The organism is Cellulomonas sp. Leaf334 (assembly GCF_001424195.1).
In the GTDB taxonomy this organism is placed as follows: Bacteria; Actinomycetota; Actinomycetes; order Actinomycetales; family Cellulomonadaceae; genus Cellulomonas.
The window spans coordinates 710,801-727,487 of record NZ_LMOO01000005.1; the positions used below are offsets into that span (position 1 = coordinate 710,801).

Consider the following 16,687-nt stretch of genomic DNA (forward strand, 5'->3'; position numbering starts at 1 on the left):
GGACCTCGCGCGCTACGTCGTCGCGAGCCGGGAGAACCGCTGCAGGCGACCCCGCACCGCCGCCGGCAGGGGCGCGAGCTCGAGCGCGTCCCGGTAGGTGTCGCGCAGCACGAGCCGCAGCAGCAGCAGGTGCGTCGCGAGAACCGTGACGCCGATCAGCGCGGCGCGCACCACCAGCGGCCCGGGCACGAGGACCAGGACGAGCAGCCCCGCCCCGCCGGACACCAGCGCGCAGACCGCGACCGACCCGAACGACCGGGCGAGCTCGCCGACCGTGGTGCCGATCTCCTTCGACACCAGGACCCAGCGGGCGCCGGTCGCGGCCACGGCGACGCCGACGAACGCCCAGGCGACCGCGGTGAGGCCCTGGGACACCACGAGGGCCGTGGCGGCGACGGTGATCACGTCGGTGATCGTGGCGTACACGAACCACTTGCCGGCGCGGCCCAGCGCGTAGAAGAGGCCGTGGTCGAGCAGGGCGCCGATCGTCAGGATCCCCGCGACCGCGAGGCCGCGGGTCACCGGCACGCTCTCGGCCCACTGGGTGCCGAACATCACCGGGATGACGACGGGTGCGGCGACCGCGACGAAGACCAGCACCGGGGTCACGGCGCCGTACGTCAGCGAGGACGCCCGCCGGTAGGCCTGCCGGAGCCGCTCGGGGACGTCGCGCACGCGGGCGAGCACGACCACGGAGACGGGTGCGACGGCGGACCCGCCCAGCTCCTGGGCCACCTGGACGAGCCGTTGCGCGATCGTGAGGTAGCCGAGTGCGGCGGTCCCCAGCACGATCGCGATGATCGCGGTCTCCGCCCAGTTGCGGAGCACGGCGACCAGCTCGACGCCGACGACCTTGTAGCCGAACCGCGCCATGGTGCCGAACTCACGCCGGGAGAAGGACCACGTCGGTCGCCACCCGGCGGCCAGCCACGCGGCCGTCGTCGTCACGAGCGTCGTGGTGATCGCCTGCGCGACCAGCGCCCAGACGCCCCCGCCGGCCAGGGCGATGACGACGGCGACGACCTGGGCGAGCGCGGCGGCGGCGGTGCCCTGGATCGCGAGCCGGCGGAACGCCATCCTGCGCCGCAGCAGGGCGGTCGGCACGGCGGCGATGACGACCAGCGGCACGGACGCCAGCAGCACGCGCAGGACCGGCCCCGCCTCGGGCGCGTCCAGCGCGGCCACCACGAGCGGCACGCAGGCGAACAGCACCCCGCCGAGGACGATCGCGGCCACCAGGGAGAACCAGAACCCGGTGCTCAGCATCCGTTCGTCGGGGTCGTCCGCCTGCACCAGGTACGTGGACAGCCCCAGGTCGGACAGCAGCAGGACGAACGGGATGATGGCCGAGGCCACCGCGACGACGCCGAACTCCTCCGGCGAGACCATGCGGGCCAGGACGGCGATGGTGGCGAGCCCGGACAGGCGCACGAGCCACTTCTGCGCCGTCAGCCACGCCGCCCCCGACGCGGCCGCGCGGCCCAGACCGGACGTCGGCTCGGTGGAGCTGCCGGGCGGGTCGCCCTCGGGTGCGGGCGTGGCGACCTGCTCCTGGTCCGCGCTCATCGTGCCGCCCCCTCGTGCGGCACGCCGGCGCCGTGACGCGCGACTGCAGCGCGGGCGACGGACGCGTGCCCGGCGACCATGGTCGCGAAGCTGTCGTCGGCGGGCGGACCCGAGCGGCCCCGACCGCGGACCGTCGCGGCGGCGTGCGCGACCGCGGCCGCGACCTGCGCGGCGTTCGCCTGGCGGCCGGCCCGGCGTCGGGCGACCGCAGCACGCCTGTCAGTCACCTCGGCGGCCGGCCCGCTCGCGTTGCTCACGAGGGTCGACCCGGGGGCGGCGCGTGCCACGAGCTCCGCGGCGCCGCCCGCCTCGCTGATCACGATCGGCAGGCCGGCGGACACCGCCTCCGTGGCAGCCAGGGGCCACCCCTCGAAGAACGAGTCGAGGACGAACGCGTCGGCGGCGCAGAGCAGCGTCGCGGCGTCGGAGCTGCCCAGCAGGTGCACGCGGTCGCCGTGCGGGTGGCTGCGCCGGATCGCGTCCGCCCGGCGGTACTCGAGCCAGTCCGACGGGTCGCCGGCGACCACCAGGTGGGCCCGGGCGTCCTGCGCGGCGGACAGGAACGAGGCGACGGTCCCGGCGATGTTCTTCTGCGCGTCGTACCGGGCCAGGCACGCGAACACGACCTCGTCGACCAGCGGCGTGCCGACCGTGCGGGCGAGCTGGTCCCGCGCGGCGGCCCGCACCTGCTCGGTCGCGGCGGGCAGCGGCATGGCCCCGTTGGCGACGACGACGATCTTCCTGCCCGCGCTCGCGGGCACGCGGTCGACGTGGAACTGCCGCACGAGAGCGCTGACGGCGATCACGGAGTCGGCCTGGTCGAACAGCTCGGCCGTGCTCCGCCACTTCTCGGGGGAGTAGTGGATCTCGGTGTTGTGCAGGACGGGCACGATCGGTGCACCCGTGCCCAGCGCGGCCGCGACGAGGTGGTCCGGCGCGCTGTGCACCTGCACGACGTCGAGCCGCGCGGACGCCAGGGCGCGCACCGCCGACTGCTCGTCGCCGGCCACGACGACCTCGATGCCGAGGTCCCGCAGCCGCGCGGTCCGCCGGCCCTCCTCCGGGCAGACCACGACGGGCTCGATCCCCTCCGCCGACAGCCCCTCGGCCAGCATCTCGACGACGCGACCGATCCCGCCGACGTCGAGGGAGTCGGCGACGAGGCCGCAGCGCAGGTCGGGCGCACGCGTGGCGGTGCCCGTGGGGAGCGGGTGGAAGGCGGCGCCGGCGACCGCGGGCAGCGCGGCGAGGGGCCGCCGCAGGACCGCGCGCGCGAGCGGGTGGACGTACCCGTAGCGCAGCCCCGGTGACGTCAGGTCGACCAGGCCGACCGCTGCCCCGAGCACCGCGGCCGAGACGCGGGCTGCCGCGCGCGAAGGAGCCCCGCGGACCCGTCGTGGCGACGACATCGCACGCCCCCGCTACCGGGCGAGCTCCGCGGGTGCACCTGCGGAGCTCCCCGGGCTGGTGGCGTGGCGGGGCCGGAGCCCGAACGGTGCGTTCCGGCGGGCGGGCCAGAGGGCGCGCACGCGGCCGACGGTCGCACCGACCAGGACCCAGCTGCCCGTGTCCTGCGCGTGGCCCACCAGGTGCGGCAGTGCGCGCAGGGCGGGTGCGAGCACGCGCAGGGCGGACTCGTCGAGACCGGTGACGAGCAGCGTGCGCCCGGGCTCGGGCGCGGCCAGGGTGCGGGCGAGGTCGTCGACGGTCGCGACGACCGCGGAGACGTCGCGTCCTCGGCGCGTCACGGACACCGGCCTCCACGGCTGTGCGTCGGCACGGCTCGCGACGACGTTCACCACGTCGAGGCGATCGGCGTCGACGACGTCCAGGGCGTCGTCGACGTCCAGCCGGATGTCGCCGAGCACGACGTCGCGGGCGGACCCACCCGTCGACCGGGCGAGCCGGGCCGCGACGAACGACTCCCGGGCCCAGGTGGCCACGCCGTGCCGACGACGCCATGCGGTGCTCCACCGACCGCGGTGGGCCGACGCGCGCACGACGCCGCACGTGGTGTGCAGGGGGAGCAGGTCCGGGTACGTCCGGGCGACGTGCGCGTGCGCCTCGGCGAGGCGGTCGAGGTTCGTGGTCATGCTGTTGTGGGTCAGCACGACGTCGTGGGTCCGCACCCGCAGGCCCTGGCTGCGGACGCGGGCGCCGTACTCCACCGCGTACGCGTGCCACGCCAGGTCGGGGTGCTCGCTGAGCGGCTGGTCGAGCACGCGGTCGCGCTCGACGAGGAAGAGGACCTCGTCCAGGCTGTCGACCGGGACCGACGGCGACGAGGGCGCGCCGATCATCACGACCCGGTCCCGCACCACGCCCGCGACCGTGTCGGACGACGTGATGCCGACCGCGCCGAGCAGCCCCGTCCCCGGGTCGTCCAGGAGCGCGGCGGCGGCCTCCTCCAGCGCGACCAGCGAGTGCAGGTAGACGTCCTGGTGGACGAGGACCACGACGTCGTGACGCGCGCGGCGGGCCCCGTCGTTGAGCGCGGCCCCGGCGGACGTGAACCGGCCGTCGCGGTTGTCGACGGGGAGGTACTCGGTCTGCGGCGCCTCGGCCCGACCGGCGTCGACCGAGGCGTCGAGGCACGTCGTGCGGACGTCGAGGTCGTTGAAGACGCAGACGATCGACACCGGTGCGCGGCGCGGCTGCGTGCCTGTCATCAGGACCTCTCTCGGGTGGTTCGCGTCGTCTCGACGAGTCGACGATAGGGGACGAAAGGGGCAGGTTGGACACCTGCGCCCGAGGTTCACCCGGGTGGTGGCGACCGTCCGGGGACCCTGCTCGGCGGACGGGTGATGCGTCGCGAACAGGTCCCGTGCGACGATGCCCGCACCCCCGCCGACCGATCGATCCGAGGATGACCACGGTGCCTGCTGTCCCGCGCGGTGCGCCCGGCCGGGTGGTCGTCGTCGTGGTCACGTTCAACAGCGCCGACGTCGTGCCCGGCCTGCTCACCTCGTTGCCCGACGGGCTCGTCGGCCTCGACTGGACGCTCGTCGTGGTGGACAACGGCTCGCGGGACGACACGGTCGAGGTCGTGGAACGGCTCGCGCCGGACGCCGTGGTCGTCCGCTCGGCCCGCAACGGGGGCTACGCCGCGGGCATCAACCTGGGGGCGGCGCAGGTGCCGGACCGGTCGGCCGTGCTCGTGCTCAACCCGGACGTGCGGCTGGGTCCGGGCTGCGGCGCCGAGCTGGTCGCGGCGGTCGACCGCACGGGGGCGGGGATCGCCGTGCCGCGGCTCGACGACGCCCGCGGACACCTGATCTCCTCACGCCGCCGCGAGCCGACCCTGCGCCGGGCGCTCGCGGACGCGGTCCTCGGCGCGGAGCGGGCCGGGTCCCTGGCGGACCTCGGCGAGGTCATCACCGACGCCCGCGACTACGAGGACGAGGCGCCGACGGACTGGGCCGAGGGGTCGACGCAGCTCGTCTCGGCTGCGTGCTGGGACGCGGTCGGGCCGTGGGACGAGTCGTACTTCCTCTACTCCGAGGAGACCGACTTCGCGTTGCGCGCGCGGGACGCCGGCTACCTCACGTGGTTCGTCCCCACCGCGCACGCGGTGCACCTCGAGGGCGGCTCGGCCGGCAACCCCGGGCTGTGGCGGCTGCTCGTCGCCAACCGGCTGCGGCTGTACGGGCGCCGGCACGGTCGGGTGGCCACCGCTGCCTTCTGGGTGGTGCTCGTGGGCCGGGAGGGCAGCCGTGCGCTGCTCGGCAAGCAGACGAGCCGCGCGGCGCTGCGGGGCCTGCTGAGCCCGCGCTACCTGCGCCAGACGCCTGGCCCGCACAGCATCGTGGCGGTCAGCGCCAGCGCTTGAGCAGTCCCTTGGCCTCGAGCGCCACCCGTCGGTGCACCGGCGGGGGGACCAGCGCCGCCTGGACGAGGGTCTGGGGCGTGTCGTGCCGCGTCACGCTGAACCGCGGCCGCAGCCATGCCCCGTCCGTGGCGAGCCGCCGGTCGGAGGTGTGCACCGCGGTGTACCCGAGCTCGCGCAGCGACCGCAGCGTGCCCCGGTCGTACTGGCCGCGTGGCAGCGCGGCCTCGGTCACCTCCCCGGCGACCGCGGCGATGACGTCGCGGGCCTCGACGAGCTCGCGTCGGCGCACCTCGGCGGTCATCGCACGCCACGACACGTGGTCCATGCCGTGCGACCCCACCCGCATGCCCGCCGCGCCGAGCCCGGCGACCTGCTGCGACGTGAGGCTGCCGGGGGTGTCGAGGCGGCCGGCCAGGACGAAGAACGTGGCGGTCAGGCCGCGCTCGAGCAGGCCGGGCAGACCGATCTCCACGTCGGAGGCGTTCCCGTCGTCGAACGAGACGACCGTCGCGGGCCACGTCGCGATCTCGTCGAGGATCCGCAGGTACTCGTCCGCGGTGATCCAGTAGCGCGCCTCGTCGTCGTCGATCGTCCGACCCGGGGTCCCGATGCCGTGGAAGCAGATGTTGCGCACGTCCCCGCGGGCCATCAGGGTGTCCCCCCGGCCAGGCGCGACGACGTGTCGAGCTCCCACCGCTCGCCACCGCCGCGCGCGCGACGGTCGGCGACGAGCGTCAGGACGGCGTAGACGACGCCCGCGGGTGCGAGCCACGGCCGGCGCAGGACGACGTCCGTCAGCCAGCTGGTGCGGCTGGACGCCCGCACCCCGGCGGACCGGGCGCGCAGGGCGACGTTCCCGCGGCGCACGCGCGTGAGCCGGGCCACGAGGTCGCGCGTCCGACGAGGCGTCTCGACCTCGGTGGTGACGGAGGTGAGCACGACGCGCTCCTGGGCGGAGAAGAGGGAGTCGAGGAACAGGTCGTCCGCGAGCACCTCGGGGAACTGCTCGAAGCGGGCGCGGCCGGCGGCGGACAGGGCGATCATGCCCCGGCCGTAGAGCCCTGTCCGGGCGGCCGGGAGGCGGGACTGGATGGCGTAGTAGCAGCGGACGGCGAGCGGTCGACCCGTCACCACGAGGTGCCGGTCCGGCACCGCCGCGAGCGGGGTGGTGCCGTCGGGACCGGGTCGCGTCAGGGCGTCGGCCAGGGCGCGGACGGTGGAGGTCGTCGTCGCGACGTCGGCGTCGAGGTAGATCCGGGGGGTGCTCTCCGCGACCGCGTCGCCCGCGTTGAGCGCGGCCGCCTTGCCGGGCGACGGCAGGTCGAGCACGCGGACGGCACGGGTGCTCGCGACGGCGACCGTCTCGTCGACGCACCCGTTGGCCACGACGACCACGTCGAGCTCGCCGGGTGCGGCGCCGGCCAGGAGCCGGTCGAGGTTGCGGCCGATGACCGCCGCCTCGTTGTACGCGGCGATGATCACGCTGGTCATCGGGCTGCCCCTCCTCGTCGCGCCGGTACCGACCGTCCGGCGGGGAGACAGAGCCGCACCGGACGCGAGCCCGAGACTACGGGATCACGTCCGGTGCGGGTCATGCCCTGCAGGTGAGGTCAGCCGACGCGCTGGCCTGCCTTGGGTCCGTCGTGCCAGACGTTCCCGGAGAGCGTCACGGCGGGGGCGTTGACCGAGGAGAACGGTCCGTACGCACCGCCGTTCGGGAAGACGCTCGTCGTGATGCGGTTGTTCGAGATGACGACGTTGCCCACGCGGGACAGGACGTCGGTCCCGGCCTGGTAGCCGCCGTACACGGTGTACGCGCCGCCGCCCATCAGGTTGTTGTCGATGAGGATGTTCTTCATCGACTGGGCCGAGCCGGTCGACAGGATGATCGCGGAGGTCGAGCCCTTCGCCACCAGGATCGTGTTGTGCGCGATCTTGACGTTGTCGGACCCGAGCGACTGGATGCCGTCGTTGTGCGAGTCGGACGTCATGAGCAGGTCGTGGATGTACGAGTCCTGCACCGTGACGTTGTCGCCGATCTTCAGCCCGTCGATCGTCCTGTGGATGTTCACGCGGGTGAGCGTGTAGTTGCGTCCGGCGACCGCGGCGTCGTTGTTCGTGTTGCCGTTGCCGTCGAGCTCCGAGTCGATGATCTGGAGGTTCTTGGCGCCCTCGTCGTTCAGGACGAGCCAGAAGCCGTTCGCCCGGACGATCGAGTTACGGATGACGACGTCGTTCGCCCCGGCCGTGATGACCAGCGGCGTGGTGATCAGCTTCGAGTCGATGACCGTGCCCGGCTGGGTGATGCGGGACGGGCCGGTGTACGGCGTCAGGGTGACGCCGGCGGGGACACCCGTGTTCGAGGCGTTGGGGAAGGCGCCCGAGGCCGGCGGCGGTGTGGGCGTCGCGGTCGGCGTCGGCGTGGGGGTGGCCGTCGGGGTCGGCTTCGGCGTGGCCGTCGGCGTCGGCGTCGGGGTGGCCGTCGGCGTGGGCTTCGGGGTGACGGTCGGGGTCGGTGCCGGCGTCTTGGTGGGCGTCGGGGTGGCCGTCGGCGTCGCCGTGGGGGTACCCGTACCCGTGCCCGTCATCGGCGCGAACACCGCGTCGACCCAGTACTGGCTGCGGTTCCAGGTCTGCTTGGGGAACGAGCTCGACCTCCCGTACGAGTAGACGCCCGAGTTGCCCTTCGGGACCGAGAGGAGGTCGGTCGTCGAGCCGGACCAGAACTGCTGCGTCTGGTGGTAGCGGCCCTTCGGTGCGAGGTAGGACGCGACGTAGCCGGAGCCGGCCTTCAGCTTCACGGGCTGGTCGAAGTAGGCGGTCTGCCAGCCGCGGGAGGTCTCGCCGGAGAACGTGACCGTCGCGAGGCGCTTGCCCGAGGCGTCCCAGAGGTTGCCGACGTGGGTGCCGCTGTTCTCCGGGGTCTTGTAGAACCGGACGCCGAGGACGACGCCGTCCGTGGCCGGCGTGAACGGGGTCCCCAGCTCGACGCTGTCCCTGTCACTGTCGACGCTGCCGTTGGCGGGGGCTGCATCGCCCCAGACCGTGACCTTGCCCGGCACTGCGGCGGCCGTCTGGGCAGCCGTCGGACCGGCTCCCGCACTGGCGACGCTGAGGGTGACCCCCACGACCGCTGCTGCCGCGACCGTCGCGATCACTCGCGCCAGTGGCGCACGCCGCGAGGGCGCTCTGTGCATGCTCGATCGATTCACGAGGTGTGTCTCCCAACCATCGCGGCGCCTCGGGATGACGGACCAGGTGGTCCGATATCCCACTTCTCCGTGCGAGGGGCGCCGTTTTTGTCACTGTCAGATAACGAAGCGGCCCTCATGCTGGCATGGGTGAACTTACCGACAAACCTTCACCCGGATGGAGCAATCGCCTGAACCCCCCGATCCTTGGCTGAACTGGAAGAACGTCCAACAAAACTCGTTATGAGATTTGTCTCACCATTCGAGACAAATCGAACCTGTTGCCCCATAGAACCGGGCATCTGCGGACAACCTTCACCCGGTCGGGCGAACGGCCCGATGCACCGGCCGGGCGATGACACGGCCGGTGCGTCGTGGCAGGCTGCACGACCGTGACGACCCCGGTCCGCCTCAGCCCCGTCGACGACGACGACCTCCCCGAGATCGCTCGGTTCCTGCACGAGAACCTCAACGACGGGCTGTCCGCCGACGGCTGGGCGCGCGCCCTCGTGCCCTCCTGGCGCACGGCCGAGCCCACCCACGGCTACTGCCTGAGGGCCGACGGGATCCTGGTCGGCGTCTACGCCGCCTTCTTCTCGGAGCGAGTGGTCGCCGGCCGGCTGCGACGGGTCTGCAACCTCGCGGCCTGGTGCGTCCTCGACGGGTACGGGGCGCACGGGCTCAAGCTGCTCCGGGCGCTGCTGTCCTCCGGTGCGGACGTCTACACCGACCTGTCGCCCAGCGGGTCCGTGGTCCCCATCGAGCTGCGCCTCGGGTTCCAGCGGCTCGACACCACGACCGACGTCCGGCCGAACCTCCCGTCCTGGCGGCGACGGGTGAGGGTCGTCACCGACCGACGGCGCATCGCCGACCTGCTGACCGGGCGCGACGCCGAGCTGTTCCGCGACCACGTGGCCGCCGCGGCGGTACGGCACGTGGTCCTGCTCGTCGACGGGCAGCCGTGCTACGTGATGTACCGGCGCGTCCGCCGCAAGCGCCTGCCCCTGTTCGGTGCCGTCGTGCACGTGGGGGACGCCACCCTGTTCGCGCGCGGCGTCGGACCCCTCGGTGCGCACCTGCTGGTCAGGGGCATGCCGGTCCTGCTCGCCGAGCGCCGCATCGTCGGCGGGCCCGTGTCGCGGTCGAGGACCGTGCAGGGGCGGACCAAGCTCTTCAAGGGGGCCGACGTCGAGGCGCGGGACATCGACGACCTCTACAGCGAGATCACCTCCGTTCCGTGGTGACTTCACCCCGTGTGCCCCGGATCGGGGCTGGGACGGTCGCTACGCTGACGCGGTGGTCACGGTCTGGCACGAACTCCTCGCCTCGCGCTCCCGGGTCGCCGGCGACGCTCCTGCGCTCACCTTCAAGACCGAGACACTGAGCTACGGGGACCTGTGGGCCGCCGCAGCCCGGTGCGGCTCCGCGTTCGCCGGGCTCGGCCTGGAGCGGGAGGACCGCGTCGCGGTGTTCCTCGAGAAGCGTCCCGAGACGGTGACGGCGTTCCTCGGCGCGTCGGTGGCCGGGGGAGCCTTCGTGCCGGTGAACCCGCTGCTCAAGCCGCCGCAGGTCGCGCACATCCTCGCCGACTCCGGCGCGCGCGTCCTGGTGACGTCGGCCGCGCGGCTCGAGCTGCTGACGGACGTGCTCGCGCAGTCCCCGGCGCTGGAGCACGTCGTGGTCGTCGACGAGCCCGGGACCGCCCCCGACGGCGTCGCCGTGCACGGCTGGGCCGCCCTCATGCGTGACGCGACGGTGCCGCCCCCGGCCCCGGGCGTCGACCTCGACGTCGCCGCGATCCTCTACACCTCCGGCAGCACCGGTCTGCCCAAGGGTGTGGTCCTGAGCCACCGCAACCTCGTGGTCGGCGCGCAGAGCGTCAGCCAGTACCTCGAGAACACCGCGGACGACGTCATCCTGTCGGTCCTCCCGCTCAGCTTCGACGCCGGTCTGTCCCAGGTGACCACGGCCCTGGCCGTCGGCGCGCACGTCGTCCTGCTCAACTACCTCGTGGCGGCCGACGTGGCGCGGGCGTGCGCCCGGTGGAAGGTCACCGGGCTGACGTGCGTGCCGCCGCTGTGGATCCAGATCGCGAACCTGGACTGGCCGCAGGAGGCGCGCGAGTCGCTGCGGTACTTCGCCAACACCGGGGGACGGATGCCGAAGACGGTCCTCGACAAGCTGCGCTCGGTCTTTCCCGACGCCAGGCCCTACCTCATGTACGGCCTGACGGAGGCGTTCCGGTCCACCTACCTGGACCCCGCCGAGGTGGACCGGCGGCCCGACTCGATCGGCAAGGCGATCCCGAACGCGGAGATCCTCGTGGTCCGGCCCGACGGCACCCGCTGCGACCCCGGGGAGCCGGGCGAGCTCGTGCACCGCGGCGCACTCGTCTCGCTGGGCTACTGGGGCGACGCCGAGCGCACCGCGCAGCGGTTCCGACCCGTACCCGGACCCACCACCGGGCACCGGCTGCCGGAGCTGGCCGTCTGGTCGGGCGACACGGTCGTGGCCGACGAGGACGGGTTCCTCTACTTCGTCGGCCGGGCCGACGAGATGATCAAGACGTCCGGCTACCGCGTCAGCCCCACCGAGGTCGAGGAGGCCGCGCTGCGCACCGAGCTCGCGGTCGACGCCGTCGCCTTCGGGGCCGAGGACGCCCGGCTCGGGCAGCGGATCGTGCTGGTCGTGGCGCCGCCGACGGGCGAGACGCTGGAGCCGACCACGCTCCTGACGGCCCTGCGCAGCACCCTGCCGGCGTTCATGGTCCCGGCCGAGGTCGTCGTCCGGGACGCGATCCCGCGGTCGCCGAACGGCAAGTACGACAGACCGCGCGTCCGGGCGGAGTACGAGTCGTGACGGCGTCGACCACCGTGAGCGCGTTCGGCGAGGTCGACGGGGTGCTGAGCGTCGGAGGGGTCGGCGTCGACCGGCTGGCACGACGGGTCGGCTCCACGCCGTTCTTCGCCTACGACCGCACGCTCATCACGCAGCGCGTCGCCCTGCTGCGCTCGCTGCTGCCGGAGCGCCTCAGCCTGGGCTACGCGGTCAAGGCGAACCCCATGCCGGCCGTCGTCCACCTGCTGGCCTCGCTCGTCGACTCCCTCGACGTCGCGAGTGCCCACGAGATGCGGGTGGCCCTCGACACCGGCACCGACGCCTCCCGCGTGAGCTTCGCCGGCCCCGGCAAGACGACCGCGGAGCTCGAGCAGGCCGTCGCGTCCGGCGTCACGATCGAGATCGAGTCCGAGGGCGAGGCGCGCCGCGTCGTCGCCGTCGGCGAGGAGCTGGGAGTGCGGCCCCGGGTCGCGGTGCGCGTCAACCCGGACTTCGCCGTCCGCGGCTCCGGGATGCGGATGGGCGGCGGCCCGCAGCAGTTCGGCGTCGACGCGGAGCAGGTGCCGGAGCTCCTGCGCGACCTGGACGCGGCGGGCGTCGACCTGCTCGGGTTCCACGTGTTCGCCGGCTCGCAGAACCTCTCCGCGGACCTGCTGGTGCAGGCGCAGACGCGCACGGTCGAGCTCGTGCTCGCCCTGGCCGCCGAGTCGCCCCAACCGGTCCGGTACGTGAACCTCGGCGGCGGGTTCGGCGTCCCGTACTTCCCGCAGGACCAGCCGCTCGACATCGCCGCGGTGGCCGCGAACCTCACCCGTCTCGTCGAGGACCGGCTCGCGCCGGCGCTCCCCGATGCCGACCTCGTCATCGAGCTCGGTCGCTACCTCGTCGCCGAGGCCGGGGTCTACGTCACGCGGGTGGTCGACCGGAAGGTCTCCCGCGGCAGCACCTACCTCGTGGTCGACGGCGGCATGCACCACCAGCTCGCCGCGTCCGGCAACCTCGGCCAGGTGATCCGCCGCAACTACCCGCTCGCCGTCGGCGGCCGCGTCTCCGCCGAGCCCGAGGAGACGGCCACGGTCGTCGGGTGCCTCTGCACCCCCCTGGACCTGCTGGGCGACCGCGTCGAGCTTCCGCGCGCCGACGTCGGCGACCTGGTCGTCGTCTTCCAGGCCGGTGCCTACGGGCTGACGGCCAGCCCGACGGCCTTCCTGGGCCATCCCGCACCAGTCGAGATCCTCGTCTGAACCACCACCAAGGAGCTCCATGACCGACGCAACACTCGAGGGTGTCAAGGGCATCGTCGTCACCACCCTGGGCATCGAGGACCGCGCCGCGACGCTGACGGCGTCCAGCCCGCTCTTCGGCGCCGTGCCGGAGCTGGACTCGCTCGGCGTGCTCGAGGTGGTCACCCGCCTCGAGTCGCACTTCGGCATCACGATCGACGACGAGGAGTTCTCCGGCGAGATCTTCGAGACGCTCGGCTCCCTCGCGCAGTTCGTCGAGGGCAAGCTCCCGTCGGCCTGATGCGCCCGCCACGCGTCCTCATCATCGTGCAGAACCTGCCGGTCCCCCTGGACCGGCGGGTGTGGCTGGAGGCCCAGGCCCTGACGGCCGCGGGCTACCAGGTGAGCGTCATCTGCCCGAAGGGCCCGGACGACCCTGCGCGGCAGGTGCTCGACGGCGTCGGCATCTACAAGTACCGGCCGGCCCCGGAGGCCAACGGGCTGCTCGGGTTCGTGGTCGAGTTCGCGTACTCGTGGCTGCGTACCGCGCTGCTGTCGGTGGTGGTGCGGCGCGAGCGCGGGTTCGACGTGATCCAGGCGTGCAACCCGCCGGACACGTACTGGCTGCTCGCCCTCCTGTGGCGTGTCGCCGGCGTGCGGTTCGTCTTCGACCACCACGACCTCAACCCCGAGCTGTTCCGCTCGCGGTTCGGGGAGCCGCGGTCGGTCGGGGCGCGCGCGCAGTACGGCGGGCTGCTCTGGCTCGAGCGCCGCACGTTCCGCGCGGCGGACCGGGTCATCTCGACCAACGAGTCGTACCGCCGGGTCGCCCTCGAGCGCGGCGGGGTGCCCCGCGAGCACACGGAGGTCGTGCGCAGCGGCCCGGACACCCGCCGGATGCGGCCCGTCGTGCCCGAGCAGGATCGCGCCCGCGGCGGTCACCTGCTCGTCTACCTGGGGATCATGGGCCCGCAGGACGACGTCCACGTGGTGCTCGAGGTCATGGACGAGCTGGTCCGGGTGCGGGGCCGGCGGGACGTGCGCGCCGCGCTGCTCGGCTTCGGGGACACCCTCGAGGACCTGCGGCGGCAGTGCACCGCCCTCGGGCTCGACGACGTCGTCGAGTTCACCGGCCGCGTCGGCCCGCGCGAGATCGGCGACTACCTCAGCGCGGCGAGCCTCGGGCTCGGCCCTGACCGCAACACCCCGCTCAACGACGCCTCCACCATGAACAAGACCATGGAGTACATGGCGTACGCCGTGCCGGCCGTCTCGTTCGACCTCACGGAGACCCGCTACTCCGCCGGCGACACCGGCGTGATCGTCCCGTCCGGGGACATCGGCGCGTTCGCGGACGCCGTCGAGGCGCTCCTGGACGACGAGGACCGCCGGGTCGCCCTGTCGCTCGCGGCGCGGGAGCGTGCGACGGCCGAGCTCGACTGGCGTCCACAGCGCAGCCGCTACCTCGGCGTGTTCGACGGGCTGCTCCGGTTCCGCTCGACGGCCCCGTCCGACGACCCGGCACCGGACGCGCACGACCCGTGGGGCCGTGCCTACGTCGACCTCGACGAGCCCGGCAGGCTCGAGTCCTTCGTCCGGTCACGGGGTCCCGCGCGCTGAGCCGCGTGACCGCTCAGCGCGAGCTGTCCGACACCCGCGCGCGGCGCCCCTCGTCCACGTCGGGCGCGTCGGCGTCGGGCGTCGGCACGAGGGCGACCGGTGCCGGCTCCCCGTCGGCGGCGGTCGCTGGGGGCGCCGGATCTCGATCGCTCGGATGGAGGCGGATCAGCGCCCCCGCGATGCCGAGCGCCAGGAACAGCGTCCCCATCGTCATCGGGAAGCCGAACCCGTCGAAGAACGCGAGCGAGACCGCCCCGGCCAGGATGCCCGCGATGAGCGAGAGCGCCAGGTCGCGCGACTGCGGGTCCGCCCAGCGGCGGCGCCGGCGCACCAGGACGACGATCGCGGTGATGGGGACCGCGACGAACGCGACCGTGCCGACGATCCCGCAGCTGACCAGCAGGCCGAGGTAGTTGTTGTCGAAGATCCGGTACTTCGGCAGGAACGTGCCCAGGCCGCGACCGAACCAGGGTGCGTCGAGGAAGAACTGCCAGGCGACCGCGTAGCTGTCCGTGCGGGACGTGATGCTCGGGTCGTCCTTCACGCCGCTGAACATGCCACGCACCGAGCTGAACAGACGGGGCACGCCGGCGGCCAGCACCACGGCCACGGCGAGGAACGAGCCGCCCACCCGCCACCGCAGCGCGGGCGGCCAGCCCCACAGCAGCACGAGCATGCAGACCGCGAGGCCGATGTACGCCGAGCGGGACATGGAGATCGCCAGGGCCAGCGAGATCGCCGCCACGGGGAACCAGCGCCGCACGAAGCCGCGTCCCGACGGGTAGAGCGCCCCGTGCAGCGCGAGCGGCAGCAGGATGGACAGGAGCGCGCCGAACTCGATCGGGCTGGTCGCGGTCCCCGAGATCCGTACCAGTCCGTTGCGAAACGCCGCGCTGACGTCGCCGACCGCGGTCAGGCCCGGGATCGCGATGCGGTCGACCAGCGGCTGCTTGGTCACGTACTGCGCGAGCCCCACGAGGGCCATCAGGCCGCCGATGAACGCGAACCGGCGCACCAGCACCTCGACGTCCCGGAGCTTGGTCAGGCCGTCGTGCGCCGTGAGCAACGCACCCGACCAGGAGACGACGACGAGCAGGGCGACGTCGGCCGGGCTGACCTCGTCCCCGTCGATCGGCCGCGTCATGGCTGCGACGTAGCTGATCCCGACGGCGACGAGGAAGTAGGTGAGCGCGATCCGGATCGGCCGCCGCGGCCCGGCGACGCTCGCGGAGCGCCACAGCTGCGCGAGGAACCACACGAGCGCGCTCGCGAGACCGAACAGCGTCGACGGTGCGCCCGCGCTGCCCAGCGGATGGAAGATCAGCCGCGACGGGATCGCGAACAGCAGCACGAGGTAGACGGTCAGCCAGGTCAGCACACCGGTCGTGCGCAGCGCGTCGCGGGACCGGGCTGCCGTGACCGTCGCGCTACCCACGATGGACGATGTGGAACTCGTCGTCGAGGGCGGGATCGTCCGTCGCACGCGGCGGCCACTGCGAGCCGTAGCGCTCCTCGGACCGGGCGAAGTCCTGTGCCTGGACCTTCGGCGCGGTCTTCTGCCACGACGTCGCGTCCTCGTCGGTCGTCTGCGCGGCCTGGGGCAGCTCGGGCTCGGGCTCCTCAGGTGCGGTGGCCACCGAGGGGTCCGCGGGGACCGGGGGCGCCGTGGTCGCCGCCGACGACGGCGCGGCCTGCCCGTCGGCGTCCGGCGCGACGGCCGCCTCCGGCGCGTCCGTCGACTCCGCCCCCGCACGGAGGTGCTCGCGCCGGCGGGCAGCCAGGCTGTCGAACGCGATGGCGCCGACGAGCGTCAGCACCATCCCCACCCCGGCGGCGGCGATGAGCGCACGCAGCGAGTCGCTGCGCTCCGTGGTGGCACGGGTGTCGACGGACAGCGGCATCGAGGTGACGCGGGAGTCCGCCGGGGCCTCGACCTGGTCCTGGAGCATGGTCAGGGCGTCGGGCAGGGTGTCGAGGACCGCGTTCAGGGCGGCCATCACGTCCTCCTCGGACGGGTCCTCCACCTTGATGAGCACCAGCGGGCCTCGGGAGAGCGGGTCGAGCACGATGTCGTAGGTCGTGTTCGGGAAGTCCTCGGCGAACAGCTGACGGGCCTCGTCACCCGCCAGGTACGCGACGACGAGAGCCGCGGGCTGCTCGAGGCCGCCCAGGGCGAGCAGGGGGTTCGAGCCGTCCTCGAGCGAGGCGCCCGGCGGGAGGAGGAGCACGCTGCCGGCCGCGCTGTACGTCGGCGGGACGGCGTCGTTGGCCACGTAGACGAGGCCCGCGGTCATGGCCAGACCCACGAGCACGACATACCACCGCCGCAGAAGTGCAGCGACGACGGCGGTGAACTCCATGGGTGCTCCTGTCGGGTCCTCCCCGCGCTGACCTGGCTGGCGGCGGTCCTTCGAGGTTAA

General features: G+C 73.4%; 14 protein-coding genes. 6 read left to right on the plus strand and 8 right to left on the minus strand.

The features are described from left to right. Nucleotides 1-12: 12 nt before the first annotated feature. From ASF78_RS13685 to ASF78_RS13695, 3 genes are read right to left on the minus strand one after another with little or no spacing between them, the layout of a single operon-like run. Nucleotides 13-1,566 carry a lipopolysaccharide biosynthesis protein gene (locus ASF78_RS13685; protein WP_056590198.1) on the minus strand — a complete coding sequence of 518 codons (1,554 nt, stop codon included), beginning with the start codon at nucleotides 1,564-1,566 and terminating at the stop codon, nucleotides 13-15. Next, entirely contained in the window at nucleotides 1,563-2,975 is a 1,413-nt protein-coding gene (locus tag ASF78_RS13690) for a glycosyltransferase (RefSeq protein WP_082495050.1), read from the minus strand. Before ASF78_RS13690 ends, ASF78_RS13685 begins: the two co-directional genes overlap by 4 nt. Before the next feature lie 12 nt (nucleotides 2,976-2,987). Continuing rightward, on the minus strand, nucleotides 2,988-4,235 hold the full coding sequence (locus ASF78_RS13695; protein WP_056590205.1) for a hypothetical protein: 1,248 nt from the start codon (nucleotides 4,233-4,235) through the stop codon (nucleotides 2,988-2,990). Nucleotides 4,236-4,441: 206 nt separating this feature from the next. Between ASF78_RS13695 and ASF78_RS13700 the strand changes: the two genes are divergently transcribed. Next, entirely contained in the window at nucleotides 4,442-5,395 is a 954-nt protein-coding gene (locus ASF78_RS13700; RefSeq protein WP_200940604.1) for a glycosyltransferase family 2 protein, read from the plus strand. On the opposite strand, the gene ASF78_RS13705 is transcribed toward ASF78_RS13700, so the two are convergent. From ASF78_RS13705 to ASF78_RS13715, 3 genes are all read right to left on the minus strand, one after another. Beyond that, a complete protein-coding gene (locus ASF78_RS13705) occupies nucleotides 5,379-6,044 on the minus strand; it encodes a polysaccharide deacetylase family protein (protein ID WP_056590211.1) in 666 nt (221 codons plus the stop codon). The genes ASF78_RS13700 and ASF78_RS13705 overlap by 17 nt on opposite strands. After that, complete coding sequence (locus ASF78_RS13710) at nucleotides 6,044-6,886, minus strand: glycosyltransferase family 2 protein (protein ID WP_056590214.1); 843 nt, start codon at nucleotides 6,884-6,886, stop codon at nucleotides 6,044-6,046. The genes ASF78_RS13705 and ASF78_RS13710 overlap by 1 nt, the downstream gene beginning before the upstream one ends. 119 nt (nucleotides 6,887-7,005) lie before the next feature. Continuing rightward, on the minus strand, nucleotides 7,006-8,523 hold the full coding sequence (locus ASF78_RS13715; RefSeq protein WP_162243363.1) for a DUF4082 domain-containing protein: 1,518 nt from the start codon (nucleotides 8,521-8,523) through the stop codon (nucleotides 7,006-7,008). Nucleotides 8,524-8,978: 455 nt separating this feature from the next. Here ASF78_RS13715 and ASF78_RS13720 point away from each other — a divergent pair, with 455 nt between their 5' ends. From ASF78_RS13720 to ASF78_RS13740, 5 genes are read left to right on the plus strand one after another with little or no spacing between them, the layout of a single operon-like run. Continuing rightward, nucleotides 8,979-9,830: a hypothetical protein gene (locus ASF78_RS13720; RefSeq protein ID WP_200940605.1), complete on the plus strand. Its 852-nt coding sequence runs from the start codon at nucleotides 8,979-8,981 to the stop codon at nucleotides 9,828-9,830. Between the two features lie 52 nt (nucleotides 9,831-9,882). Further along, on the plus strand, nucleotides 9,883-11,445 hold the full coding sequence (locus tag ASF78_RS13725; protein WP_056590223.1) for an acyl-CoA ligase (AMP-forming), exosortase A system-associated: 1,563 nt from the start codon (nucleotides 9,883-9,885) through the stop codon (nucleotides 11,443-11,445). Further along, complete coding sequence (locus tag ASF78_RS13730) at nucleotides 11,442-12,668, plus strand: pyridoxal-dependent decarboxylase, exosortase A system-associated (protein ID WP_056590225.1); 1,227 nt, start codon at nucleotides 11,442-11,444, stop codon at nucleotides 12,666-12,668. Before ASF78_RS13725 ends, ASF78_RS13730 begins: the two co-directional genes overlap by 4 nt. Nucleotides 12,669-12,687: 19 nt before the next feature. Further along, a complete protein-coding gene (locus ASF78_RS13735; RefSeq protein WP_056590228.1) occupies nucleotides 12,688-12,948 on the plus strand; it encodes an acyl carrier protein in 261 nt (86 codons plus the stop codon). Next, nucleotides 12,948-14,267 carry a glycosyltransferase family 4 protein gene (locus ASF78_RS13740; RefSeq protein ID WP_056590231.1) on the plus strand — a complete coding sequence of 440 codons (1,320 nt, stop codon included), beginning with the start codon at nucleotides 12,948-12,950 and terminating at the stop codon, nucleotides 14,265-14,267. Before ASF78_RS13735 ends, ASF78_RS13740 begins: the two co-directional genes overlap by 1 nt. A gap of 13 nt (nucleotides 14,268-14,280) precedes the next feature. Here ASF78_RS13740 and ASF78_RS13745 read toward each other — a convergent pair whose 3' ends face one another. Together ASF78_RS13745 and ASF78_RS13750 are read right to left on the minus strand one after the other, a co-directional pair. Next, on the minus strand, nucleotides 14,281-15,702 hold the full coding sequence (locus ASF78_RS13745; RefSeq protein ID WP_056590233.1) for an O-antigen ligase: 1,422 nt from the start codon (nucleotides 15,700-15,702) through the stop codon (nucleotides 14,281-14,283). After that, a complete protein-coding gene (locus ASF78_RS13750) occupies nucleotides 15,695-16,627 on the minus strand; it encodes a hypothetical protein (protein WP_056590236.1) in 933 nt (310 codons plus the stop codon). The genes ASF78_RS13745 and ASF78_RS13750 overlap by 8 nt, the downstream gene beginning before the upstream one ends. Nucleotides 16,628-16,687 lie beyond the last annotated feature (60 nt).